This is a genomic window from Pseudoalteromonas ruthenica, from assembly GCF_008808095.1.
GTDB classification, from domain to species: Bacteria; Pseudomonadota; Gammaproteobacteria; order Enterobacterales; family Alteromonadaceae; genus Pseudoalteromonas; species Pseudoalteromonas ruthenica.
Genome location: NZ_CP023396.1, coordinates 2922104 through 2946535, shown reverse-complemented (window position 1 = coordinate 2946535; position 24432 = coordinate 2922104). Strand labels below are relative to the sequence as shown.

24 protein-coding genes and 1 pseudogene are annotated in these 24432 nt (G+C 48.3%); 24 read left to right on the top strand and 1 reads right to left on the bottom strand.

The window, feature by feature from the left end:
* The first annotated feature begins 146 nt into the window (after positions 1 to 146).
* Positions 147 to 1742, top strand: coding sequence for an EAL domain-containing protein (locus PRUTH_RS13860; protein WP_151173527.1), 1596 nt, complete (start codon positions 147 to 149; stop codon positions 1740 to 1742).
* Here PRUTH_RS13860 and PRUTH_RS13855 read toward each other — a convergent pair.
* The gene (locus PRUTH_RS13855) at positions 1729 to 2637 is read right to left on the bottom strand and encodes a 1-aminocyclopropane-1-carboxylate deaminase/D-cysteine desulfhydrase (RefSeq protein WP_151173526.1); all 909 of its coding nucleotides are present in this window, start codon (positions 2635 to 2637) and stop codon (positions 1729 to 1731) included. The two genes, PRUTH_RS13860 and PRUTH_RS13855, sit on opposite strands and share 14 nt — an antisense overlap.
* Before the next feature lie 91 nt (positions 2638 to 2728).
* On the opposite strand from PRUTH_RS13855, the gene PRUTH_RS13850 reads away from it, so the two are divergent.
* From PRUTH_RS13850 to PRUTH_RS13740, 23 genes and pseudogenes are all read left to right on the top strand, one after another.
* Positions 2729 to 3664 (top strand): hypothetical protein, encoded by a 936-nt coding sequence (locus PRUTH_RS13850; RefSeq protein ID WP_022945515.1) that lies wholly within the window; start codon positions 2729 to 2731, stop codon positions 3662 to 3664.
* The gene (locus PRUTH_RS13845) at positions 3661 to 4254 is read left to right on the top strand and encodes a PilN domain-containing protein (RefSeq protein ID WP_151173525.1); all 594 of its coding nucleotides are present in this window, start codon (positions 3661 to 3663) and stop codon (positions 4252 to 4254) included. The genes PRUTH_RS13850 and PRUTH_RS13845 overlap by 4 nt, the downstream gene beginning before the upstream one ends.
* Positions 4251 to 4907, top strand: coding sequence for an agglutinin biogenesis protein MshJ (locus PRUTH_RS13840; protein WP_151173524.1), 657 nt, complete (start codon positions 4251 to 4253; stop codon positions 4905 to 4907). Before PRUTH_RS13845 ends, PRUTH_RS13840 begins: the two co-directional genes overlap by 4 nt.
* Positions 4885 to 5202 (top strand): hypothetical protein, encoded by a 318-nt coding sequence (locus PRUTH_RS13835; protein ID WP_022945518.1) that lies wholly within the window; start codon positions 4885 to 4887, stop codon positions 5200 to 5202. Before PRUTH_RS13840 ends, PRUTH_RS13835 begins: the two co-directional genes overlap by 23 nt.
* Positions 5186 to 6878, top strand: a pseudogene (mshL, locus tag PRUTH_RS13830) (pilus (MSHA type) biogenesis protein MshL). Before PRUTH_RS13835 ends, mshL begins: the two are co-directional and overlap by 17 nt.
* Complete coding sequence (locus PRUTH_RS13825) at positions 6878 to 7780, top strand: ExeA family protein (protein WP_045979140.1); 903 nt, start codon at positions 6878 to 6880, stop codon at positions 7778 to 7780. The pseudogene mshL and the gene PRUTH_RS13825 overlap by 1 nt, the downstream one beginning before the upstream one ends.
* The gene (locus PRUTH_RS13820; RefSeq protein ID WP_151173523.1) at positions 7777 to 8988 is read left to right on the top strand and encodes a tetratricopeptide repeat protein; all 1212 of its coding nucleotides are present in this window, start codon (positions 7777 to 7779) and stop codon (positions 8986 to 8988) included. The genes PRUTH_RS13825 and PRUTH_RS13820 overlap by 4 nt, the downstream gene beginning before the upstream one ends.
* Positions 8988 to 10700: a GspE/PulE family protein gene (locus tag PRUTH_RS13815; protein ID WP_272946260.1), complete on the top strand. Its 1713-nt coding sequence runs from the start codon at positions 8988 to 8990 to the stop codon at positions 10698 to 10700. Before PRUTH_RS13820 ends, PRUTH_RS13815 begins: the two co-directional genes overlap by 1 nt.
* Positions 10700 to 11926, top strand: a complete 1227-nt coding sequence (locus PRUTH_RS13810) for a type II secretion system F family protein (RefSeq protein ID WP_045979143.1) — start codon at positions 10700 to 10702, stop codon at positions 11924 to 11926. The genes PRUTH_RS13815 and PRUTH_RS13810 overlap by 1 nt, the downstream gene beginning before the upstream one ends.
* A gap of 1 nt (position 11927) precedes the next feature.
* Positions 11928 to 12416 carry a hypothetical protein gene (locus tag PRUTH_RS13805; protein WP_151173522.1) on the top strand — a complete coding sequence of 163 codons (489 nt, stop codon included), beginning with the start codon at positions 11928 to 11930 and terminating at the stop codon, positions 12414 to 12416.
* A gap of 78 nt (positions 12417 to 12494) precedes the next feature.
* Positions 12495 to 13073, top strand: coding sequence for a prepilin-type N-terminal cleavage/methylation domain-containing protein (locus tag PRUTH_RS13800; RefSeq protein WP_151173521.1), 579 nt, complete (start codon positions 12495 to 12497; stop codon positions 13071 to 13073).
* Between the two features lie 24 nt (positions 13074 to 13097).
* Entirely contained in the window at positions 13098 to 13640 is a 543-nt protein-coding gene (locus PRUTH_RS19365; protein WP_151173520.1) for a prepilin-type N-terminal cleavage/methylation domain-containing protein, read from the top strand.
* A 3-nt stretch (positions 13641 to 13643) separates the two neighbouring features.
* Entirely contained in the window at positions 13644 to 14102 is a 459-nt protein-coding gene (locus PRUTH_RS13790) for a type II secretion system protein (RefSeq protein WP_151173519.1), read from the top strand.
* Positions 14092 to 14598 (top strand): type IV pilus modification PilV family protein, encoded by a 507-nt coding sequence (locus PRUTH_RS13785; RefSeq protein WP_151173518.1) that lies wholly within the window; start codon positions 14092 to 14094, stop codon positions 14596 to 14598. Before PRUTH_RS13790 ends, PRUTH_RS13785 begins: the two co-directional genes overlap by 11 nt.
* Complete coding sequence (locus PRUTH_RS13780; RefSeq protein ID WP_151173517.1) at positions 14598 to 15329, top strand: prepilin-type N-terminal cleavage/methylation domain-containing protein; 732 nt, start codon at positions 14598 to 14600, stop codon at positions 15327 to 15329. Before PRUTH_RS13785 ends, PRUTH_RS13780 begins: the two co-directional genes overlap by 1 nt.
* The gene (locus PRUTH_RS13775) at positions 15301 to 15756 is read left to right on the top strand and encodes an agglutinin biogenesis protein MshP (RefSeq protein WP_151173516.1); all 456 of its coding nucleotides are present in this window, start codon (positions 15301 to 15303) and stop codon (positions 15754 to 15756) included. The genes PRUTH_RS13780 and PRUTH_RS13775 overlap by 29 nt, the downstream gene beginning before the upstream one ends.
* 65 nt (positions 15757 to 15821) lie before the next feature.
* On the top strand, positions 15822 to 20036 hold the full coding sequence (locus PRUTH_RS13770) for a LamG-like jellyroll fold domain-containing protein (protein ID WP_170268958.1): 4215 nt from the start codon (positions 15822 to 15824) through the stop codon (positions 20034 to 20036).
* A 109-nt stretch (positions 20037 to 20145) separates the two neighbouring features.
* Positions 20146 to 20604 (top strand): HlyD family secretion protein, encoded by a 459-nt coding sequence (locus PRUTH_RS13765; RefSeq protein ID WP_151173514.1) that lies wholly within the window; start codon positions 20146 to 20148, stop codon positions 20602 to 20604.
* A 63-nt stretch (positions 20605 to 20667) separates the two neighbouring features.
* Complete coding sequence (locus PRUTH_RS13760; protein ID WP_151173513.1) at positions 20668 to 21363, top strand: PEGA domain-containing protein; 696 nt, start codon at positions 20668 to 20670, stop codon at positions 21361 to 21363.
* A 148-nt stretch (positions 21364 to 21511) separates the two neighbouring features.
* Entirely contained in the window at positions 21512 to 22555 is a 1044-nt protein-coding gene (locus PRUTH_RS13755; RefSeq protein WP_022945533.1) for a rod shape-determining protein, read from the top strand.
* Positions 22555 to 23400, top strand: coding sequence for a rod shape-determining protein MreC (mreC, locus tag PRUTH_RS13750; RefSeq protein ID WP_022945534.1), 846 nt, complete (start codon positions 22555 to 22557; stop codon positions 23398 to 23400). The genes PRUTH_RS13755 and mreC overlap by 1 nt, the downstream gene beginning before the upstream one ends.
* The gene (gene mreD, locus PRUTH_RS13745) at positions 23393 to 23872 is read left to right on the top strand and encodes a rod shape-determining protein MreD (RefSeq protein WP_151173512.1); all 480 of its coding nucleotides are present in this window, start codon (positions 23393 to 23395) and stop codon (positions 23870 to 23872) included. Before mreC ends, mreD begins: the two co-directional genes overlap by 8 nt.
* 2 nt (positions 23873 to 23874) lie before the next feature.
* On the top strand, positions 23875 to 24432 hold the full coding sequence (locus PRUTH_RS13740) for a Maf family protein (RefSeq protein ID WP_151173511.1): 558 nt from the start codon (positions 23875 to 23877) through the stop codon (positions 24430 to 24432).

Genomic DNA, 24432 nt, shown 5'->3' with positions numbered 1-24432 from the left:
AAAGTTGTGCGAAAAGCTTATTGATATCTCGCTATTTTATTCCACAAGCCCCATTCTATGGGGCTTTTTTATGGGTTCTTGCTTGAGCTTCCCCCTTTCATGGACAACACTTTAGGCATGAGAATGATTATTCGTCGGCCTGTATTTTGTCTTTATTTCGTCCATACCGTACATGGATCACTGTTGGTTTAGCGGCTATTACACTCGCTATATTGTGTAATGCTGTACTTGCGTATGCCTTGCATATGCAGCGCCAAGCCGATATCCATCAGCTATCACATCAGCTAGATCGGGTTACTGATGTAGATGATGCGTTATTAACGACCTTACTCGAACCTTATGGCTTTTTCCTTGAGCCTCCTCAGCATGCTTATGTTGACCCTGTGTCTGTGGTTATCTCCACCGGGAATGAACATCAGGAGATATTTGGCTCGCCATTGTGGTTGTCGAAAAGTCACTGGTTTATCATCGGTAATGCGCTGCTGGCGTACATGTGTTGGCAGGTGGTCAACCTTCTTAGGCGAAAGCGTGTATCGCAAAAGAGCAAAGTACCATCGTTAGAAAAAACAGAACAAGCACCGATGAGTGCGAGTATTTTAGGCTTAAATCACTTGTATCAGAGTGTGTTCGCAATCGCTCATTGCACTAAACTGAGTGTTGCTGCAAGCGGGGTCGCGAGTTTGCTCGAGGCTTTGTTACAAGAAAGCTTAAGCTACCAGCAACAGCTGTCGGTGAAGGTGCTTAACACCGGCAGCTTTGCTATTACCATCCATGATATTCATTATCAACACCTCGATAAGCGACTAGAGGCACTCAGTGACACCATTTTACAAAGTTGCCGAGCTTTACTCCCTGAATTGCGGGCTGCAGAGGTCAAGGTGGGCATTTGTAACTACCGAAGCGGTGCTGACCAAGCCATTGTGTATCAATTAACGCAATCGGCGTTGGCATTGGCAAAGCAAAGTAAAGACAAACATTGCTACCGTATCCCCTTTAGCCATAACCACTCTATGTTGTTGGCAGCGAAGTCATGCTCGCTGAGTGAAAGTGTACAAAAAGATCACTTTATTTGCTTTTTCCAGCCCGTATTTGATTTGCATAGCGAGCAAATACTGCATCACGAAACCTTGCTACGTGTTCGCCACCAGCAGTTGGGCCTGATTTCACCAGAGTACCTCGAAGAGCCGCAAACACGTAAAGCAGAAAGCAGTGTGGATAGCGCCGTTTTAGCACGATTGGATAAAATGCTTGCCACCGAGGTGCAACAAGGTGATGTCAGCATCAACTTGCAACAATCAAGCTGGTTCGATGGTGAATTTTGGCAACGTCTTAAGCTCTTTCTCGAGCAACATCGCAATGTTCTTATCGAATGTAAGGCCGAACTCTTAGAGCAGCATCAATATATCGTGCGTAGGCGGGTGCGCCGAACTAAGGCATGCCAACGCGGAATTATTATTGACCAATTACGAACATGGCCGAATGTGGATCTCGATAAATTGGCGGTGCCTGTACAAGCGATAAAACTGGCACCCGAACTTATTGCCCACATTGAAGTGGATAAAAATGTGCAAAAGCGTGTGTTGGCTTACGTTGCAAAGGCCCAACAGCACAGTATTCCAATAATTGCTGTAGGCGTTGAAAGGCAACAACAAGTTTTGGTGTTACAGCAGCTCGGGGTTAGGGCTGCACAAGGTGCATACTTCTCTGGTGCACTGCAACTGTCAACCTTCAAGTCGCTTTGAGTAGGCCGCGATAACGCAAGCCATTGAGCCCTTGCAAGCCCCCGGTATGTACGGCAATGATGCGACTGCCGGAAGGAAAATACCCTTGTGCAATCAGTTGCCACAGGGCGTACATCATTTTCCCCGTGTAAATAGGCTCCAGTGGCACTTGATAGGTGGCTCTGAAATCTTGGCAAAAGCGCCATTGTTTGTCACTAAAGCGGCCATAACCGCCATCATGAAAGTGCTGCATTAATTGCCAGTCACAGTGGTGTGTAGAAGTTAGTTGGCTTATTTCATGATTCAGGTAATCTGCATTTTTGAGCACGGCAATACCAAGTACTTTTCGCTGCGTATGGCCTGCGCATAACCCTGCTAAGGTACCGCCACTTCCTGTAGCGCACACTAGATAATCGTGTTCTGGTAAAGTTTGGGCTAGCTCCGCTACACCGCGTAGCGCCGCGTGGTTGGTTCCGCCTTCAGGGAGAATGTAGACATTACCAAAGCGTTGCTTAAGCTCATTGAGGTAATCTTTTTGCTGGCGCAAGCGGTAGTCTTTACGCGTTACCGCCACTAACTTCATACCGCAGGCGTGGGCAAAGCGCAGTGTGGGGTTGTGCATATCAAGTTCAGGGCCGCGCACGATGCCAATGGTGCTTAGACCAAATAGTTTTCCAGCGGCGGCCGTTGCATATAAATGATTGGAGAAAGGACCGCCAAAAGTGAGCAACTGCCTACATTCAGAAGCCTGAAAAGCCGCTAAGTTGTACTTTAATTTTCGCCATTTATTACCCTGAATCAGAGGGTGATACAAATCGTCGCGTTTGATGCTTAGTTGCACGTTGTGATGCCGCAGCAGCGGATGGTGAATTTGCTGCATTGGCGACTCTTTGATGGATGTAATGATTGAGCTCATAGTTTTGCCCTAGTTTTCCCCCTAATTAACTTGCTAAATTCCGCAAATTATTGATACTTTGTATATTCTTATAGGTGATACTGCAGACTATATGGCATCTAAACTCTTAGCCCGTGTTCCTTGGCTAAATACAAAGAAAAAGTCCGAAGCAATAGTGGGCGTTGCCTTGTACGCAGACGTGTTACGCGCGGTGCAGTTAAAGCAAAAAAAGCAACAATGGTTTGTCAGTGACACCGAAGAGCTGCCGCTCAACGATTCAGCTAACTATTCGAAAGCATTACTTAAATTGCTACGCAAGATCTCCTCTGACGCTTGCGACTTGTACGTGGTGTTACCACAATCCTATTATCAGATAGTACAGGCCGAGAAGCCAGAGCTGAGCGAGCAAGAAATCACTCAGTCACTGCCGTGGACATTAAAGGACTTGGTGAGCATAAGCGCCGAGAATATCATTGCTGATTATATCGATTACCCGATTCAAAGCACCGGTCAAAAGGCCAAGATTAATGTGTTTGCCACCGATAAGCAGCAATTGCGGCCGCTGGTCTCTGAGCTCGATAAGCTCAATGACTGCCACCTTCAGCAGCTATCGGTGAAAGAAACCACCCTCGCGGCGATGACCGCCAAAGATAACTATGCCCGCTTGGTGGTGTATCAGGAGCCTGGAGATGAACCCAGTGTGTTAATCATTCGCGATCAACAATTGCTGCTTAATCGCAGGCTACGAGGGTTCAGCGCGTTACAGCAACAGCCCGATGAAACCACTTTGTCGCACTTAAGTGATTCGTTAGGGCTTGAGATTCAGCGCTCCATGGACTTTTATGAGAGCCAGCTCAAACAGCCACCAATAAAGGAAATTCTTATTCAAGGCATCGATGATGCTCAGGCGGTTATCTCGCGTTTGCAAGCGTTTCAAACCACCCCTATCGTGGAGTTTAAACCGGTTATGGATTTGGCTGATGTGATTGACCCTAAATTCCATATGGCTTTGGCAGGCGCCTATTTTCCGATGTTGGAGCAGGCATGAAAAGCAGCATAAATTTTTACCAAGAAAGCTTGCAGTCGCGTCATGATCCGCTGCCGCTGGCTCTAGTCGTAAAAATATTCATCGCTGCATTTGTCGTGTTGGCTGTGGTTATCGCACTGCAAGTATGGCGTAACAATCATCAGCAACAGCAGCTGCAGGAGCTTACACAGCAACATAGCCACCTAAAAGCTGACGTGGCAGAGCTTAACAAGCAATTAGCGCAGCGGCGCGATACCAAGAACTTGCAGCAGCAACTAGAACAGCAACAGCGCGCAGAGCAGCATCGCCTTAGTTTACTCGCATATTTACAAGGGAAGGGCAGCGGTGCGCCGCTTACTTACAGCGCCTTGATGAATGATTTGGCGCGCTATCACAACCCACAAGTGTGGCTGACAGAAATTAATATTAGTCAGCGTCATGTGCAGTTACAGGGCAAAACGGCGGTACCCAGTGAAATAGCTCCGTGGCTTAAACAATTAAGAAATTCCAACTACTTTTTAGGTAAAGAGTTTTCGGTTTTGGAGTTCGATCAAAGTAATGAGCTAAGACAGTTTAATGTGTCTACTCGAATTGATGGGGAGCAGCCATGAAGCGTTGGCAACATATAAGTAACCAGTTTAGCCAGCTGCAACAGCGGGAAAAGATGCTGGTGCTGACAGTGGGGCTGTTCTGTATTCTGTACTTAGGTGGGTGGTTTATAAGCATGCCATTGATGGAAAATCACGACCAAGCAGCCACACAAATTGCCGGTTACCAAAGTGAGAATGCATCACTGCGCACACAGCGACAGGCACTCACTCAAGCTTTGGCTATTGATTATAAAGCTAATCTCAAGTTGCAGCTTCAAGAGCTGCACCAGCGTAACCGCGATTTAGACCAACAATTACAACAGCTCAGTGATGGTTTTGTGTCCGGCGACCGTATGCCTGATGTTCTCGGCGATTTGCTAGCTCAGCAACAAGGGGTGCAGTTACTGGGTTTTAAAGTGATGGGTGTGGAAGCGGTGCAAACAGGCGAGCAAAGTGAGCCATCGTCACCACAACTACAGTTTTATCAGCACAATATGCAGATGACCTTGCAAGGTAATTACTTTGCTTTGCGAGATTATATGGCACGAATTGAGCAAGCAGCCACTCGGGTACTCATCACAGGCTTCCATTATCAGGTGCAGGAGCATCCGAGAGCGCAACTCACCTTGAACTTAGCAACGGTAAGTAACAATGAAACATTTATTAGCCTGTAGCCTGTTCATGGTCGCAAGTGTGCCAATAGCGGCACAAGTTTTACAAGACCCAACACGCCCCGCCGTGCAGGCACAGACCTCACGTAGTACTGAGTCGGTACAGCAGCAATGGGTATTGGAGTCGGTAGTGAGTAAAAAAGGTCAACATAAGGCCATTATTTCTGGGCAGTTATACGCTCAGGGGGATAAGTTAGCCGATTACACTGTCACCAATATTAGCGCCCATGCTGTGCTCCTTGTTCAAGGTGCAAAGCAATTGAAGTTAGAGTTATATAGCAATGAAATTAAACAATAAGTTATTAGTCCACTGGTTTATAGTTGGTACCTCTTCGTTGCTGGTTAGCGCCTGTGCGACTTTCGGCACCGGAGAACGAGTGCAACCTCATATTGCCAAGGAACTAGAACCCGCAAAACAGTCGCAGGTTAGTGAGGCGCCGCAACCCCCGAAAGATTTTGAGCAAGAATTGCTGAGCTCGGTATCAGCACACACTAAGGTGCAGCCCAACACGGCTATTGAGCGCTTCGATGTGGTCGCCAATGAAGTTGCACTGCGGCCATTTTTCAACGCCCTGGTAGACGATACCCCCTTCAGTGTCGCTATTCACCCTGAGGTGTCCGGCGCTATTAGTTTGAACCTTAAGCAGGTCAGTATGGATGAAGTGCTTAAGATCATCACCCGCATGTATCCACTTGATGTGTTTCTTGAAGGCCAGGTGGTGCAAGTCTTACCAGCAAAAATGCGCACCGAGTCTATAGCGGTAAACTATCTGATGATGCGTCGTTTTGGTGTATCGAATGTTAGCGTCATCTCTGGCGGCGTGAGCGATTACGATCAGAATAACAACGGCAACAGTGGCAACGGAAATAACAACTTTAGTGGCAATAACGGCGGTAATAACAACGCCATTAATAACAATAATGGCAACAACAGTGGCTCTGGTAATATTCAACAGCTTAATGGCTCTAATATTCAAACCAGTAGCGAGAGTGATTTTTGGGCCGACTTGAAAGAGGCGTTGCAGTCACTCGTGGGCACACATGGTGGTCGTTATGTCATTGTTAGTCCACAAGCAAGCTTGGTAACAGTGCATGCTCTACCGAGTGAAATTGCTGCCATGAAAGAGTTCTTGCGCCACAGTGAGGAAAGCTTGCAGCGGCAAGTGATTTTAGAGGCGCGCATCATCGAGGTGACACTCAAAGATGAATATCAGCAGGGAGTCAATTGGTCTGAAATAGCGGCAAATATTGGCAGTACATCACTGTCATTCTCCTCGACAGCAGCGCAGCTCGGTAATCAAATTTCTGCGGAATTAGGGGGGGGCTGCTAGTTTGGTCTTCTCTAATCCTGATTTTGCTGGGGTGATCAATCTATTGCAAACCCAAGGTGATGTGCAAATGCTCTCAAACCCTCGGGTGACTGCAACTAACAACCAAAAAGCAGTGATTAAAGTAGGGGAAGATGAATACTTTGTAACCGATGTGTCTAGCAGCGAAGACATCGGCAATGTCACCCAACAAAATAACAATGACATTGAGCTTACGCCGTTTTTCTCTGGCATAGCCTTGGATGTAACGCCTCAAATAGACAAATATGGCTCGGTTATTTTGCACGTACACCCGTCAGTGACGCAAACCGAGGAGCAAACCAAGTCAATTAAATTAGGGAGCGAAAGTATCGAGCTGCCTTTGGCCCAAAGCAATATTCGTGAGTCTGATACAGTAATCAGGGCATCGAGCGGTGAAATCGTGGTTATCGGAGGCCTAATGCAAACCATTACTTCCGACGAGGTTTCGAAAACGCCGGTGTTAGGCGATATTCCTCTCGTTGGTAATCTGTTTAAAAGTATTCGTAAGAAGCAGAATAAAAAAGAGTTGGTCATCTTACTGCGCCCGACCGTGGTTATGCCAGACACGTGGAAGAAACAACAACAACGCTCACGTAAATTGTTAGAGACCTGGTACCGCAATTAATGTATCTCAGCTTTTTTAACCTAACGGAAATGCCGTTTTCGCTCACCCCGAACACGCAGTTCTACTGTGCTCTTGAGCCTCATAACGAAGCGCTGAAAGTGCTGCTCAGTGCTCTGAGTATGTCCGAAGGATTTATAAAAGTTACCGGGGAAGTAGGTACAGGCAAAACGCTGATTTGTCGGAAGTTGATAAACCACCTTGAGGATAATTATGTGGTTGTCTATTTGCCCAACCCTTATTTGACCCCCGATGAACTGCGATGGGCGGTGGCGGCTGAGTTGGGGCTGGAACTTGCGCCCGAACAAGATCAACAAACATTGAGCCAATCCATAGAGAAGCGCCTGTTAACCCTGAGTCAAGAAGGGAAAAAGGTGGTTATGATTGTTGATGAGGCACAATGTTTTAGTTGGGAAGCGCTGGAGGCGTTGCGGTTATTAACCAACTTAGAAACGGAGCAAAAAAAACTGCTCCAAGTAGTCCTCTTTGGACAACCAGAACTAGATACTAAGCTGGCCAATCCGCAAGTAAGGCAATTGCGCCAACGTATCGGTTTTTCCTATCAGCTGAGGCCGATGACAGCTGCGGAGGTGGACTACTACATTAATCACCGCCTTCGCCGCGCAGGCGCGCAGTCACCCCTCTTTTCACCGCGTCTGAACCACCATATAGCACGGGCTTGTCGCGGTATTCCTCGGTTAGTAAATACGGTATGCCACAAAGCGCTGCTATTGGCTTATGGGGAAGGACAAACAGCACTCAATAAGCGCTATATTCGCGCGGCAATTGCCGATACCGAGGATTGCTACGCACCAACATCTATGCGGCGCTGGTGGTTATTTGCAGTGCTCAGTGCGACAGTGTTAGGCGTGGCGGCTATTTGGTTGTGGAGACAAGTGTTGTGAGTCTACTAAACAAGGCCCTCAAAGACATTGAGCAGCGTGATGGCGAACATGAACTGGCGTTAGAGCCGACCGTAAAACTGCCGCAGGCGCGGCCTTGGCGAAATGTCATCACCATTGTTGCGGTGTTAGTGAGCGCCATGGTCGTCATCGCCCTTGCTTATTTACTGATCCCCGCAGCTCCTATAAGCACAAGTGACAGCGTTGAAGAAGCGACAGTCGCTGATCCCTCGCACCAGGCAAAAGCGCCAACGCTCGTTATCGAAGAGACAGCATCGCAGCCAAAGCAAACGACCAGTATGGCTTTAACGGCACCTAAAGATGATAACAGTCAGCCTGTGTCAGCCATCAATGCCGAGCTCAATAGTCCACAGCATGCCGACGTGGTAGAGAACGAGCAAACTGAGCCCCGGACATCATCACAGCAGCTACCTAGCAGCACCAAGCCGGTCGAGGCAGCACAAGCTATGGTGGCCTCTATCACTGAGGGTGAGCCAAGTGATAAGCCAGTAGCAACGCAGCCAAAAGCACCTCAAGTTGAGCCACCAACGAGAGCGGTTAACGCCTCGCAGCCAGTGGCGTCATCCAGTGATACCGCTGTGAAGGTCGTCAAGGCGCTAAGTGTTCAGCAGCGCGCGCAGCGCTGGTTTGAGCAAGGACAACAGTCGCTGCGCTTTGCAATGACGAACGAGGCTATAAAGCAGTTTGAACAAGCCGTTATTCTTGTACCCGAACATGAACAAGCCCGGTCATCACTCGCTGCGACCTTATATGGACAACAGCGCTTAGAAGAAGCATACAGTGTGCTTATTAATGGCTTAAAAGTGGCGCCAGAAACCCTTTCATGGCGTGTCATGATTGCCAAAATGGCCATTGAACAACAGCAATATCAGCGCGTGCTTGAGGTGTTAGGAGATGGCCAGGATGCGCGCGCAACGCAACTGGGTAATAACGACTATTGGATTTTAAAAGGATCGGCAGCGCGCCAGCTAAAGCAGCACGATATTGCCAAGGTATGCTTTACTGAATTAGTAAGGCGTCAACCCCATGTAGCTAAATGGTGGTTGGCGTTGGCCACATCAGAAGACGCACTAGGCCAATACCATAGCGCTCGAGGGCATTATGCTACCGCCTTACAATTAGGTGGCTTATCAGGGCCGTCACAACAATACGCTCTAGCTCGCTATGATAGTTTACAGGACACGCCATGATTAGACCTCGCTTAAAAATGCGCTTAGGGGACCTCTTAGTCCACGAGCAAATAATTACCGAAGAACAGCTTGAGCAAGCGCTGGCGGCGCAAAAAAGCTCAGGGCGGAAACTTGGCGCCACCCTAGTTGATTTAGGCGTGATTGCCGAGCCACAGTTACTGCGCTTTTTGGCTCAGCAACTGAATGTTCCCTTTTTAGATATTTCGCAACGTCGCATCGCGCCAGAAACCGCCACCCTCTTACCTGAGGTTTATGCGCGCCGTTACCGTGCGCTAGTTATTGAGGATAACGGCGACAGCGTGTTATTGGGTATGAGTGACCCTGCTGATTTAAGTGGCCTCGACCAGTTAGGGCCTATTCTGGGTTCGAAGCGCATTGACCTTGCGGTGGTGCAAGAGTCACAAATGTTAGAGGCGTTCGATACCGTATACCGACGCACCCAAGATATTGCTAACTTTGCTGAACAACTTGATGAGGAATATCAAGAAGGGGAAGAGTTCGAACTCAACGCACTTGATGACAGTACCTCAGATGCAACGGTTGTTAAGCTACTGCAATCCATTTTTGAGGATGCGGTACAGGTTCGAGCTTCGGATATCCATATTGAGCCCGATGAAAAGATGCTACGCATTCGTCAGCGGGTGGATGGTGTGTTGCAAGAGAATATCTTAGATCACGTCAAGATTGCCTCAGCCTTAGTGCTACGCCTTAAGTTAATGTCTGGCTTGGATATATCAGAAAAGCGCATTCCCCAAGACGGGCGCTTTAATATCAAAGTAAAAGGCCACAGCATAGATGTGCGGCTCTCGACCATGCCGGTGCAAAATGGTGAATCGGTGGTGATGCGTCTGCTGGATCAATCCGCCGGGCTGCTCACCTTAGATCAAACCGGTATGCCAGCACCTTTGCTACGTAAGTTACGGGAAACGCTGAAGCGTCCGCACGGCATGATCCTTGTTACTGGCCCCACCGGCTCGGGTAAAACGACGACCCTGTATGGGGCCTTGAGCGAACTTAATCAGGCTCAGAATAAAATAATCACTGTGGAAGATCCTGTTGAATACCGTATCAGCCGTATAAATCAGGTCCAGGTGAACAGTAAAATAGGCTTGAGCTTTGCGAATGTGTTACGTACAACCTTGCGCCAAGACCCTGATATAATCATGGTCGGCGAGATGCGAGACCAAGAAACCGTGGAAATAGGGCTGCGAGGTGCACTAACGGGACACTTGGTATTGAGTACTTTGCACACCAATGATGCCATCACCAGCGCCATGCGTCTTATCGATATGGGTGCGCCACCTTATCTGGTTGCCAGCTCCTTACGAGCGATTATCGCTCAGCGCTTAGTGCGCCGTATTTGTCAAAACTGTCAGCAACCCTATGAAGCCGACGAGCAAGAACGTGCCTGGGTACGTTATTTACAGCCTCACCTAGCGGATGCGCAATTCTACCAAGGGCGAGGCTGCAACAGCTGCAATCACACCGGTTATAAAGGCCGTATCGGGGTGTTTGAGCTACTAGAAATGAACGAAGATATGATGGATGCGCTGCGCCAAAGTGATACCCAAGCCTTTGCACAAGCAGCGAAGAATAACCCAGATTTCTCACCTTTATCACATATGGCAATGGACTACGCTCAGCAAGGGATCACCACTTTGGATGAAGTATTCAAAGTAGCTGAATATGTACCTGAGGTGGTAAACAACTAGTGGCGCATTTTCGTTATCAGGCCAAAGATAGCCAGGGCAAACTAATTAAAGGCGTGGTTGAGGCTAATAGCGCACAAGCGGCTGCGGATCAGTTATTGGCGCGTCAAAGTGTGCCCATTAAGATAGATGAAACTCAGGTGGTAAAAAGCGCCGATAACAAACCGCTTATAGCCTGGCTTCAGCCCAAGGTCGGCCTTGATGAGATGATTATCTTTTCACGGCAAATGTATTCACTGCTCAAAGCGGGGATCCCGATTATCCGCGCTATTAACGGCCTGGCTGAAACCACCACAAATCCGCGTTTTCGCGAGGTATTAAAAGAAATTACTACTCAGCTTGAGCAGGGGCGCAATTTATCCGCTGCTATGGCGAGCCACAAGGAGGTTTTTCATCGTTTAATGATCTCTATCGTGGTGGTGGGTGAAAACACCGGTAAGCTTGAGGATGCCTTTTTACAGTTGGCTGAATATTTTGAACGCGAGCAAGAAACGCGAAAACGAATAAAAGCGGCATTGCGCTACCCTACGTTTGTGATCATCGCCCTCATCGCGGCCATGTTTATCTTAAATATTTTTGTGATCCCTGTGTTCGCGCAAATGTTCTCTAAATTCGATGCTGAGTTGCCGCTGATGACGCGCATTCTCATTGGCACGTCTAATTTCTTTGTTCATTACTGGTGGTTGTTGCTAGCACTGATGGCGGCAAGCTATTACGGGATACGGCGTTACTTAGGTACCGAGCTAGGGCGATTGAAATGGGATCGCGTGAAATTACGTTTACCCATTATTGGCAGTATCATTGAACGCTCTTTGTTATCTCGATACAGCCGCAGTTTTGCCATGGTGTTACGTTCTGGGGTACCAATGACCACCGGGTTATCCCTTACGGCTGATGCCGTTGATAATGCCCATATGCATCAGCGTATTGTCGAGATGCGACGCGGCATAGAAAAAGGCGACAGCCTGTTGCGGGTTTCACGACAGAGTGAGCTCTTCTCGCAATTGGTGTTACAAATGGTTGCAGTCGGAGAGGAAACCGGTCGCGTTGATGAACTGTTGCAAGAAAGTGCCGACTACTATGAACGCGAAGTGGATTTTGATTTAAAGAGCCTGACCGCGAAGATAGAGCCCATTTTAATTGCTTTGGTGGCGGTAATGGTGCTAATACTGGCATTGGGTATTTTTACTCCTATGTGGAACCTGATGTCTGCGATTAAAGGGGGCTAAAGTGCGTAATCAGCAGCAGGTGAGCCGGCGTTTGAGCCGGGTTTATCAACTGCTTATTAGCGGGTTGCTGATTTGTGTGTTTATTGGCTTTTTTATTTACTATATCAGCCAGTTATTTAATACTGTCAACGACGTGAATTTGCATAAAGCAGTGGCGGAGTTCCACCACAGTGCCGTTGCTATTCATGGTAAGTGGCTAGCCCATAAACAAGATACCATTACCTTAGAGCAGGTGAGCACGCAAATGCAGGTGGTGGGTCAACAACAGTTTGTGGTTAATCGCTTTGGCTGGCCGACAGGTCTTGAGGGCGATGGGGCTCCCTGTCAGGGCTTATTTGCCCGCATGCAAGGGCAGGGCAACCTAGCTGGGGTCAGTGTTAAGCCGATATGGGCAGGGCAAGCCTTAGTCGGGTGTGAGTTTCTTTTTAATGAGCGAGCCTGGTTTCGCTTTGATGTACACACGGGTCAGGTGGCTGTTACACTCAAATAAACAAAATATAATGATTTTTGAGTAATTTAGCCTTTGGTCTAGAATGAATTTAGGTACTTAACTCTGTTGGAGTAGGCAATGAAACGCAAACAACAAAGTGGCTTTACACTCATAGAGCTTATTATAGTAGTCATTATTTTAGGGCTTTTGGCTGCAACCGCATTGCCGCGCTTTATCGATGTGACCGATGATGCTCGCGAAGCATCGGTTGAAGGCGTGGCTGGTGGATTTGCAGCGGCGATAGGATTAGTGCGCTCACAATGGGAAGTTGACGGTCGCTTAGTCGATAATGGTGGCGCTGATATTACCACAGTGGTGTACGACCAAGTAACCTTAGGTGTTGATGGCGATATTGGCTACCCCACCAACGATGGCGGCTCCGATACCACTGTTGGCGCTATGGCGCGCCAAGATTGCAAAGATGTGTTTGATCTTATTTTACAATCAGCCCCTATTAATACTATTGACCCAAATCAGGCCGCGCAAAGCCGTTATTACGTACAATTTAACGCGGGCAATTCGCAGTGTATTTATTATCTTTCAGATTCGCTCGATACCACCAATGTCGCGAATCTGCCTGACGACTCTGTGCCGGACGGTACAGCCACTGATGGTTTTTCTTACTTTCCCGCAACGGGGCAGGTAACCGTATTTTAAGTTTGCTATAACGAGGTACAGACGATGAAAGCAACAAAACAACAAGGTTTCACTTTAATCGAATTGATTATTGTGATTGTTATTCTAGGGATTCTTGCAGTCACAGCAGCGCCACGCTTTTTAAACTTGCAGGGTGATGCCAATGCGGCAACGGTACAAGGTGTTAGAGGCGCGATGAACTCTGCCAAAGATATCGTGTACGGAAAGGCTATTATTGAAGGTATTCAGGGCGATGCAGGTGATGGCACCATAGGGGTTGACTTAGGCACTGATGGAACCGTTGATGTAACGACTTCCTTTGGCTATCCACAAGCCGCAGCTACTGGTATTGCCGCAGCGATGGATATTGATTTAACCAATGACTTTGCAAGCAATGTCATTGCCGCTACAGGCGGGACACCCGCTATCTTTGTGGTAAGAGCTACAGGTAGTGCAGCACCGACTGCGGTAGTGGCAGGCAATGGCACCGGCGGTGAAGCTAATGATGGCTGTTATGTGGCCTATACCGAAGCAGCCGATGCTAATACACTTCCAGTGATCACATTAAACCTTGACGACTGTCAGTAAGCAATGAACAACCGTGGTTTTACGCTCGTTGAGCTCATAATCACGATTATCCTTATTGGGGTATTGGCGGTGACTGCCATACCCCGATTTCTTGGCTCCAATAATGAAGATGCCTACACTTTAAGAGACCGCACGCTGGCGATGATCCGCAGTATCCAGTTGCAGGCGATGCACAATCTTAATAGTGATAATTGCGTTAAAATTACCACCACGTTAATCGCGCCCCCCGCTAATCAAAATTGCGCAAATACCATTTCTACAGCCTATGACGACTACCTCGTTGTTGATAGCACCGGCACTGATATCACTTTTACCACCACCGATAACAACGGTGGCAGCTTTAGTTCCTTGTCTTTTAACCATCTAGGGCAACCAGATATTAATTGCGCCAATACCTGCCGTGTACAAGTGGGGAATCAAGCTGTGTGTATTAGCGGCGAAGGGGCTGTATATGGCTGCTAAGCGCCCGCGAGCGAGAGGCTTTACGCTAGTCGAATTGATTCTTGGCATTGTGATTTTTGCCATCGCGATGGTCATTGTATTCACCTTGATTGCTCCGCAAGCAAGGCAAAGCGCTGAACCGCTGGTGCAAGTAAAAGCAGCCAAGCTCGGGCAGTCATTGATGAATGAAATTCTGGGTAAAGCCTATGACGAAAACAGCGATCGTAGTCCGCCCTTTCAGCGCTGCGATGAAAAACCAGTTGGTTGTAGCACCACCATGGGCCCAGAGGAGGGCAGTCGTGATCTGTATGATGATGTTGACGACTACAATGGGTTAAGTATTACTGATGTCGGCGGCACTTATTCTGGGTTTGCGGCCTCAGTGTTGGTCGCGATTGACGGTGATTACGACCAATCCAGCAATGATAACATTGAACAGGCAAAGCGCATCGAGGTAACCATCACCGCCCCCAATGGTGAGCGCTACCGCTTTGATGCCTATCGAGGCAATTATTGATGCGTGGATTTAGTCGCAATCAGGGCTTTACCTTAATAGAGCTGATCATAGTGATTGTTATCCTAGGGATACTTGCAGTCGGGGTGACCCAGTTTATTCGCTTTGCTATGCAAATTTACAGTGAGGGTAATCAACGTTCAGGGCTGGTGGCGCAATCGCGATTTGTCATTTTGCGATTAGAAAAAGAGTTACGTAATAGTGTTCCTAACTCCATCGCGGTGGATGGCACAAACGGATGTTTAAGCTTTTACCCCATCAAGAGCAGTGGCTCTTATCTGGGGGAGATAGACCAAGCTCCTTTGCCAGTGGTTGACTTTGACGGCAGTGCTGTTGAAAACGTTGATAAGATTGTTATTTTTCCCACTAGTGTGAATGATATTGAAAATAACGCGTTGACTATTACTGATATTGACGATCAGGGTAATAACGACAATATTTATGATTGGCAGCTTAGCGCCCAGCCACAGCGCAGTTCACCCGGTAAGCGCTTTTATGTGATTGGTCCTAAAGTTGAGCTATGCGCCGAAGTGGTCGATGGCCGGGCATCTTTGGTGCGCAAGCAAAATGCAGCGACCAACCTATTGGCTGTGGGAGTCAGTGACTGGCAACCACGCTATGAACCGGGCACATTGGAGCGTAATGCCTTGGTTACCCTTGATTTAACTTTTAGTTCTGAGCGAGGTGAACAGCTTAGGCTAACGCATGAGGTACATATTCCTAATGTTCCCTAGCAGCTCTTTTCGTCAGCAGCGTGGCTCAATGTTGGTTGTAGCGGTCGTAGTGGCGGTGCTGCTATTGGCGCTTGGCCTCGCGCTCTCTCGCGTGATTAACGCGGGTATCAATCAAAACGCCCTAGAATATTATGGGGCGCGCAGTTACATGGCTGCGCAAAGTGGCATAGAGCGCAGCCTGCAACGGTTGATTACTGACAGCACCCCCAGTTGTGCGCTCATAGCTGGGGCGAATTATAGCTTTGCTAGCCGTGCCTTAGAGAATTGCACCGTGGCAATAAACTGTGCCAGTGAAGAAGGTGTTCCTGAGCCGACAGTGGCCAGTGGCGCAGTTAATTTTTATCAAATAACCAGTGCTGCGCAATGTAGCACTGGCAGTATTGATGTACAGCGCAGTATCGCTGTGGAAGTGAGGCTAGAAGGGTGAAGCTAGGCACAAAGATAATGTTTTCTGCGTACATATTTAGCATGTGGATGCTGCTATGTGTCGTCGTGTCACCATATGCTTACGGACAAACTGTTGCTTTTTGGTCGATGAATGAAGCCCAGTGGACGGGTGTGAGCGATGAAGTTCGCGATATAAGTGGTAACGGCTTTCACGGTACGGCAATAAACGGGGCGAGCACAACTGAGGCAATCGCTTGTCGTGGCGGTTGGTTTCGTGGTGAAGGCTACTTAGGGCCGCCAAATAGTCAGTATTATCCGGCACAATACTATGTTTCAGTGGCTGATTCGGCGCCTCTCTCACCACTACTGCGTGCAAACCGCGCATTTGCCCTTAGTGGCTGGTTTCGTATTGATGACCTAGCAGCAACAGGCACAATTATTCACAAAGGTGAGGGAGGTAATTCACAGGAGTACCGTTTGCACACTAAGGATGGGCGGGTGACGTTTACACTCTGGGATCGCTATGGAAGCCCAGAGCAATATACCTCCGATGCTCTCTTAAGCGAGGGAAATTGGTATTTTTTTGTGGCCCAAGCCTATGTACTTCGCAATGCTCAAACGCAAATGTCGTTACAATTGTTCAATGAAGCCGGAGATACGGTTGCTGGCTCTCGACGCTTATATATTGATTACACTAATAAGAATACAGCGGGAAACTTATACCTAGGAGCAACCAATTGGGGCAACTTGACCAACTATTTTGATGGTGTGTTAGATAATATTCAGGTTCATGATGATACCTTAAGTGAAACTGATATTGCCCAGCTAATGGCAGATAGAGGACCATGCCTAACGTTGCTAGCAAATTACCCGCTTGATCTGTGTACTGATTTAGACTCGGGCATACTGGAAGATTTAACTAGCAACTACCCAGCGAATGGGTATTTGCTTAGCGCTGAGCCTGGGCAGGTTAATAATGGTGCGGGTTTAAACCGCAGTGGCAATGATTATATCGCCTTACCAGCGGCCCTTCTCAATGGCCGAAATGACTTTTCTTTATCCCTGTGGGCGCAAGTTGACGATACTGGGCGCTTTAATGAGTTGCTCTCTGCCAGTAATAGCCAAACTGACACCGAATTTGAGTTATATGTGCGCCCAGGGGGCGAGGTACGAGTTGGCTTTAAAGGGCAATATTATGCCTTCTCTAATCCCACGCCTTTAATTACCAGCGGCACATGGAACCACATTGCTTTGACGCGCTCGGGGCGTGATCTCTGTTTATATATTAATGGGGTTAGCTTTGGTTGCCGTCAGGCTGCTTCGGGTAGTCTTAACGTGCTGCGCACGGCATTGGGAGTATGGTGGCGAAGTAATGGCTCATTTGCCGACGAGCTCAATGGTGTGCTGGATGAAGTGCTTGTCTATGAAGGGGCGCTATCCACTGAGCAAATAACCACTATCTACACCAACCAGCTTGCAGGGCTGACCAAAAATGGCAATGTGCGTCCAGACACCTGCTTAAGTTGTATCAACGATGACTTCAGTGGCGCATCGCTCAGTGAGCAATGGATCCCGTTTCGTAGTCGCGGTAACTTTACCCCACAACCGGTGAATGGTCGCCTACGCCTTACCGAAGCGCGTACCAACCAGGCCACTTCGGTGAATTTTCAGCGCTTGTTTCCGGCAGAGAATAACTTAGTTCAGGTTGAGTTTGATTACTTTGCTTATGGTGGCAGTGGCGCCGATGGTGCTGCGTTGGTTTTCTCTGATGCTGCTGTCACTCCGCAGCCAGGCTCTTTCGGTGGCCCTCTTGGCTATGGCTATAAACCTGGGGTGCCTGGCTTTGCTGGCGGCTGGCTAGGGATTGGCTTAGATGAATACGGTAACTTTTCTAACGAAGGTGGACAGGGTTCCATCGGTCGGCGGCGACAATCAGTTGTGGTGCGCGGCTCTGGCGATGGTCAATCGGGATACCGCTATTTACGCGGCACCTGTAACAATGGCACCACAAACACCAACGGCGATTGTTTATCACCGGGAGTGGATGAGGCAACCTCCTCGCAACCCCATCGTTATCGCATTACTATCGACTCGAGAATCGCTAATCAGAGCATTGTAAAAGTAGAGCGTAATACAGGTAGCGGTTTTGAAGTGCTCATTGATAGCTTTAATGCGCTAGATAGCGGTTTTGGTCAGGCGCCGGTACCGGAAAACTTTTTATTATCTTTTACCGGCTCGACGGGCGGCTCTACTAATATCCATGAGCTCGATAACATCGAAATTTGTGCATTGCGCTCTGAGCCTGTTGGTGTCACCGTCGATCATTTTCGCTTATCGCATCCGCAGCAAGCCGTGCGCTGTTATAGTGCCGACATACAGGTGCAGGCCTGTGCCGATGAAGACTGTACAGCGTTAGTTGAGCAAGATGTTGAAGTACAAATGAGTAGCACCGCTGGGACATTTGTCGGTGGTAACCCGTTTACATTGACGAATGGCGTTGGCGCGACGAAGTTACAGCTACCACAAGGAGGCAGTGCGCAAATTGGTGTGGCAAGCTCCACACCGCCAGCTAAACCATTTAGCCAAGATCGCTGCTTTATTGGCGGTACATTATCGAATTGCACCATCGACTTCGTCGATGCAGGACTGGCATTTTTTGCCAGTGACGGCGTGTCTGCACCGCCAACCCTACGTGCAGGAGAATCTAATAACCTGATATTAAAAGCGGTTGCCGCCAATGCCGTAACCGGAGCTTGTGAAGCACGGGTGGCAGGCGAACAGCAGGTGCAGTTAGGCCTTTCTTGTGAAAACCCGGGGGTATGCCAAAGTGGCCAGCAAGCTCAAATCAACGGCACAGCCATTGGCCTCAACAACCAAGGGCAACAAGCGAATAAACAGAGCGTCGCGCTAACCTTTAATAACCAGGGGGCGGCGCCGTTAGAGTTCAACTACAGCGATGTAGGTCAGCTGCAATTACATGGGGCAATGACCGTAGCGGCCACCCCCACCGAGCCAGAATTCACCCTGCAGGGTAGTAGCGCCGCTTTTGTGAGCCAACCTTACCAGCTGGAGGTCATAGCGGTAGCTGCCAGTGATGGCCGCATAAATCCAGCAACTCAAGGCTCAGGGGCTGGGTTTGTGGCCGCAGGCGAGGCGTTCCAAGTGCAAGTGGCAAGCGTGAATAAGCAGGGAAATGTGACCCCCAACTTTGGTTTAGAGTCACCTTCGCAGCGCGCTCAAGTGACCTTATTCGACCGTGTCTATCCACAGCCTGGATTTGGTGATGGCAGCCTATTAAGCTCTGGGTCGTTCGCACTGACGAATACCTCAGGTGTACAACAAAGCCAACAAGTGATGTGGGATGAAGCAGGAAGTATTCGCTTAGACGCAGCCCCGGTGAATGATCAGTATTTAGCGACCTCATACTTAGGTGAGCAAGTGGCCAGTGCCGTGATTGGTCGTTTTTACCCCGAGCATTTTGCCATGAACTCCTCACAGCTACTTGATAGCTGCACTGACTTTACCTATATGGATCAGCCGCAGATTAGTCTGAGTTGGCAGGCACACGCTTTAAGCGCCACCGGCAGAGTATTGCAAAACTATGGTGAACATTACCAAGGCCGCGCTGAGTTTAATTACGTAGCACGCAGTTTAGAGCCTCAGCAGGCAAGTTTGGCGTCGCGTTTTCATGCTGCTTTAGGTACATGGCAGCAAGGAGTCTACAGTGTAAATGTCAGCAATGGCATGTTTGCGCGCTTGGCAAATGCGCAGCCTGATGGCCCCTTTAATCGATTGCAGCTAGGGGCTGAAATCTCCAGCGAAATTGACAATCGTCCATGGCGCAGCGCCGATATGGTAGGAGACTCGGTGGCCAGCTGCAGTAACTGTACCGCTAAAGCCTTTAGCGGTTTGTTGGATATGCGCTACGGTAGATTGCGCTTAGAAAACAACTTTGGCAGTGAGTTCGAACCACTGTTGGTGCCAATGCAAGCTCAGTACTGGCAAGGGCAGCGTTGGGCGGTGAATGGCAAAGATCATTGCAGTGCGTATACGCATAACGATTTAATCGACAGCAGTGGTGAGCTAAGTACAACGGGTAGTGGAGCGTTGGTCTCGGGTGATTACGTGGTTGACCAAGGGATTTTTGCCGACTCTGAGGAAAACCCTGGTACCTATCCGGTGAGCTACCCTGCGCCTGATTGGCTGCTCTGGGATTGGAGCGGTGATAGTGCGGCTGATGAAAACCCCAGTGCGACACTCAAGTTTGGTACTTTCCGTGGTAATGACCGTATTATTTATTGGCGCGAGCAGCTCAACTAACTGACCTTTTTTAGGTAATGTGCTGGTTTTTATTCATTTTCTAGTAGAAATGGTTTTTTAGACTACCCTTAACAAAACAAGATGATGCTTATTTGTTAGGAAGGAAACCATGCGACTAGCTCTGTCATCACTACTACTATGCGCCCTTGCAGTATTCAGTATGGCGACTAACGCACAAGATACCTCAAAAGTAGCGGAAATCGCCGCGCAGCTCAGTCAGAATCAACAGCAATTCGAGCGCGATCAGCTGCAGATAAAAGCACACCAAGATGAGCTTACTTTATTGCACACTCAGTTGCAGCGTATGCAAGCGCAGGTCAAGCAGGCTGAACGTCAACAACAGCTCGCCAAGCAGGCGTTAGATGAGGGATATCAGGCTTTTCTGAAAGACCCAAACACGCCTTTGAATAGCTTACAAAAAGACTATCAACAGGCCACTCAAACTCTGCATGATAAGCAATCGCAAATTCACGCTCAACAAGCGGCAATCAATGGTCAGCGTGAAAGTATTAGCGCACTGAATACTGCTGTGGCGCAAAACCGAAAAAGTAAACTGGCATTGCAGTAATCGCTTGACCAAGCTCGCGTTGAACGTTTACGCACCGAATTTGCCCGCAAAGGAACCTTGGAAGTGGTGCATACTATCAACTGCCAGCGTGATGAAACCTTAGGGCAATGCGAGCGCCGTGGGCAGCAACAAGGGCTTAGCAAAGCGACCTCTCGCTTTTTAGATCAAGTGTACAACAATTTATCCGAGTACCGTTTAGTGAGTGCCAAGCGTGATTTGGCCAACGCTCGGGTCAAAGTGGTATCCAGCCATGTAGTTGACAGCGCCTTTAGCGGCCAAGGTAATTTTAATGTCAATTTGAGTGTGGCCATGGCTGGCGAAATTGATAATTCGCAATTGTGTTCGTTGCTCGAAGTTGACCCAGGTTATTGCCAAAGTCGCACAATCACCGTGAACCGATTACAAAATCACAACATCAATAATAAGGTGAGTCAGGGGCAGTTAAGTGAGCAAAGCGATAATACCGGCTCGGCAATCGAGGTTGGTCGCATAGCCGCTTTAGGAGACTTCCAAGAACACGCTAAAGACGCTAATCCGGTAACGTTAACGGTACGCTCTAACGTTGTTGATGACACCGTATTTATCAATGGTGAACCATACGGGCAAACTAAATTGGATGTCACATTGCCACTGGGTGAGTATCAAGTGGAAGTGCGCAAGCCGGGGTACAAAAGTTACCAAGTAAAGGTGGTGCTCGAAAAGCCCCAAGTGGTGTATGCTCAACTCAGCAAAAGCGCTGTAAAATTAGCCAGTAAATAAGCGTTATTGTGGCCGTTTGTTAAACAGTTTTGCCCTTGGCGCTGTTTTTTCGTGCTAGCGCAAGCTTTATGTTGCCGCGAGGGGGATGCATTGGTAAAGTGTCTCAAGCTTTCAGATAATAAGAATTTTTCAAAGGTCAACCAGTTCCATGTTTAAGAAACTCCGTGGTCTCTTCTCCAACGATCTTTCGATCGATTTGGGTACTGCCAATACCCTAATTTATGTAAAAGAAGAAGGTATCGTGCTTAACGAGCCTTCGGTTGTAGCTATTCGACAAGAACGTGCTGGTGGACCAAAGAGTGTGGCCTCGGTAGGTACAGAAGCAAAGCAAATGCTGGGCCGTACGCCAGGCAATATAAAAGCGATTCGGCCGATGAAGGACGGCGTAATTGCTGATTTCTATGTTACCGAAAAAATGCTGCAGCACTTCATTAAGCAAGTCCATAACAACAATTTCTTACGCCCGAGTCCGCGCGTGTTGATTTGTGTTCCTTGTGGAGCAACTCAAGTTGAGAAGCGTGCTATTCGTGAGTCAGCAATGGGTGCGGGAGCTCGCGAAGTGTACCTTATCGAAGAGCCTATGGCGGCCGCAATTGGTGCCGGCTTACCCGTGTCTGAAGCAACGGGTTCAATGGTTGTTGATATTGGTGGCGGTACGACTGAAGTGGCCATCATTTCACTTAACGGAGTCGTATACTCTTCTTCTGTACGTATTGGTGGTGATAAGTTCGATGAAGCCATTATTAACTATGTACGCCGTAACTTCGGTAGCTTGATTGGTGAAGCCACGGCTGAGCAAATTAAACATGAAATCGGCTCGGCATTTAAAACCGATGATGCAAAAGAAATTGAGGTCCGTGGTCGTAACCTAGCTGAAGGGGTGCCGCGCTCGTTCACTCTAAACTCACATGAAATTTTAGAGGCGCTGCAAGAGCCACTTATGGGTATTGTTAGCGCAGTCATGGTCGCTCTAGAGCAATCTCCTCCCGAGTTAGCCTCTGATATCTCTGCTCACGGTATGGTATTAACCGGTGGTGGAGCACTATTAAAAGATTTGGACCGCTTGTTAATGGAAGAAACGGGTATCCCCGTCGTGGTTGCTGATGACCCATTAACTTGTGTTGCTCGAGGCGGCGGTAAAGCCTTAGAAATGATAGACATGCACGGCGGTGATGTATTTAGCTACGACTAATGAAGCTATTATTTGGTCGTACTGTCTCAATGCAACTGCGGTTGACCATCGCAGTTGTGCTGAGTGTTATCTTGATTGTTGGCGATCGCTACACCAGCGGTGGTACTGCTGTTCGTACTTCGCTTAATACGCTAGTTAGCCCTTTACTTTATCTAGCAAACCTTCCTTATGAGCTGATTTCCACCAGTGCCAAAAACCTCACCTCTCGAGAGCAATTACTGCGAGAGAACCAAGCGCTGAAGACTAAGCAACTATTGCAAAGTGAACAGCTGCAGCAATTTGAATTCTTAGCTCGTGAGAATGACAAGTTACGAGCGTTATTGGGTTCGGACCCGAGGCAACAGAATAACAAGCTAGTTGCGCAAGTGCTGTCGGTGCACTCTAACCCCTATAGCCACCAAGTGGTTATCAATAAGGGCACCTCCGACGGTCTAAAAGAAGGCCTGGCGGTAATTGATGAGCTCGGCGTGGTGGGGCAAGTGGTGCAGGTGGGCGCGAATACCAGTCGTGTCTTGTTGATCACAGACACAACTCATGCCACCCCCGTGCGCGTATTACGCAACGATGTGCGAACTGTGGTTGAAGGCATTGGTAAAATTACCCGAGTTAAACTCTCGCATGTGCCCCACAGTTTAGATATTCGTATTGGCGATGTGCTGTTAAGTTCAGGTTTAGGGGAGCGCTTTCCAGAGGGTTACCCGGTAGCGGTAGTTACGGAAATTAACCGTGATGAAGGACGACCGTTCGCGCAGATTTATGCGGAGCCCGTAGCGCAACTTGATCGCATTCGTTTGTTAGTGGTCTTGAACAGTGCAGCGGCGACGCCTGAGGTAAATAATGATTAATCGTCAATTTTGGCTCATTATCGTTACCATCTTTTTTGCATTGGTGCTGGCGCTGATGCCATTGCCTATCTCTTTTGAACCCTTTCGCCCTGACTGGGTGTTATTGGTACTTATGTATTGGTCCCTTGCGGTCCCTCATCGTCTTAATATTGGCAGTGCATGGTTAACAGGGCTCGTAATAGACCTCGCAACGGGTTCACCTCTGGGGGTGCATTCGTTGACTTATGCCATTACTATTTACATTACTGCGAGTAATTACCAAAAGCTGCGTAATTTCTCTATTTGGCAACAAGGGTTGCTTGTGGCGGTGTTTTTGGCTCTGCATCATTTATTGCAATTCTGGCTGCACTACTTCTTGCTTGAAGTCTATTTTGCACCGCAATTTTTATGGCCGGCAGCGACCGGTGCTATTTGTTGGCCATGGCTATTTTTATTATTACGTAAATATCGCCGCCATTTTCGGATCCGTTAGTTATGTCTGCTATATATCTTGCTTCGCAATCGCCGCGTCGGCGTGAGCTATTGCAGCAATTGGGCATTGAATTTGAGCAATTTGCTGTTGATGCCGATGAAACTCCACTCGCACAGGAAACACCAAGACAGTTGGTAGAACGTCTCGCACGCTTAAAGGCTGAATCAGCCGTGGCTATGGGCTATACCGGCCGCCCTGTTTTAGGTAGCGATACGGTGGTGGTATACGACCACCAAGCTTTAGGTAAACCTAAAGACTATGACGATTTTGTCGCTACTATGAACAAACTCAGTGGCCGCACGCATCAAGTGATGACAGCAGTCGCTTTGGCAAATGAGACTAAAACCAGCTCCTTAGTCGTCACCACTGACGTACAGTTTAAAACCTTGACCGCGTCAGAAATCGAGGCGTATTGGCTCACCGGTGAGCCACTCGATAAAGCCGGCGGCTACGGAATTCAAGGACGCGCTGGTGCCTTTGTCACCCACCTCAGCGGTAGCTATTTCGCCGTGATGGGGTTACCTTTGTATGAAACACAGAAACTAATAGCTGAATTTTAG

What these genes read in the sequence shown, in the direction of transcription:
- PRUTH_RS13855 (WP_151173526.1), bottom strand. Translation starts at nt 2,637, where the DNA reads ATGAGCTCAATCATTACATCCATCAAAGAGTCGCCAATGCAGCAAATT.
- PRUTH_RS13850 (WP_022945515.1), top strand. Translation starts at nt 2,729, where the DNA reads ATGGCATCTAAACTCTTAGCCCGTGTTCCTTGGCTAAATACAAAGAAA.
- PRUTH_RS13845 (WP_151173525.1), top strand. Translation starts at nt 3,661, where the DNA reads ATGAAAAGCAGCATAAATTTTTACCAAGAAAGCTTGCAGTCGCGTCAT.
- PRUTH_RS13840 (WP_151173524.1), top strand. Translation starts at nt 4,251, where the DNA reads ATGAAGCGTTGGCAACATATAAGTAACCAGTTTAGCCAGCTGCAACAG.
- PRUTH_RS13835 (WP_022945518.1), top strand. Translation starts at nt 4,885, where the DNA reads ATGAAACATTTATTAGCCTGTAGCCTGTTCATGGTCGCAAGTGTGCCA.
- PRUTH_RS13825 (WP_045979140.1), top strand. Translation starts at nt 6,878, where the DNA reads ATGTATCTCAGCTTTTTTAACCTAACGGAAATGCCGTTTTCGCTCACC.
- PRUTH_RS13800 (WP_151173521.1), top strand. Translation starts at nt 12,495, where the DNA reads ATGAAACGCAAACAACAAAGTGGCTTTACACTCATAGAGCTTATTATA.
- PRUTH_RS19365 (WP_151173520.1), top strand. Translation starts at nt 13,098, where the DNA reads ATGAAAGCAACAAAACAACAAGGTTTCACTTTAATCGAATTGATTATT.
- PRUTH_RS13790 (WP_151173519.1), top strand. Translation starts at nt 13,644, where the DNA reads ATGAACAACCGTGGTTTTACGCTCGTTGAGCTCATAATCACGATTATC.
- PRUTH_RS13785 (WP_151173518.1), top strand. Translation starts at nt 14,092, where the DNA reads ATGGCTGCTAAGCGCCCGCGAGCGAGAGGCTTTACGCTAGTCGAATTG.
- PRUTH_RS13780 (WP_151173517.1), top strand. Translation starts at nt 14,598, where the DNA reads ATGCGTGGATTTAGTCGCAATCAGGGCTTTACCTTAATAGAGCTGATC.
- PRUTH_RS13775 (WP_151173516.1), top strand. Translation starts at nt 15,301, where the DNA reads ATGAGGTACATATTCCTAATGTTCCCTAGCAGCTCTTTTCGTCAGCAG.
- PRUTH_RS13765 (WP_151173514.1), top strand. Translation starts at nt 20,146, where the DNA reads ATGCGACTAGCTCTGTCATCACTACTACTATGCGCCCTTGCAGTATTC.
- PRUTH_RS13755 (WP_022945533.1), top strand. Translation starts at nt 21,512, where the DNA reads ATGTTTAAGAAACTCCGTGGTCTCTTCTCCAACGATCTTTCGATCGAT.
- mreC (WP_022945534.1), top strand. Translation starts at nt 22,555, where the DNA reads ATGAAGCTATTATTTGGTCGTACTGTCTCAATGCAACTGCGGTTGACC.
- mreD (WP_151173512.1), top strand. Translation starts at nt 23,393, where the DNA reads ATGATTAATCGTCAATTTTGGCTCATTATCGTTACCATCTTTTTTGCA.
- PRUTH_RS13740 (WP_151173511.1), top strand. Translation starts at nt 23,875, where the DNA reads ATGTCTGCTATATATCTTGCTTCGCAATCGCCGCGTCGGCGTGAGCTA.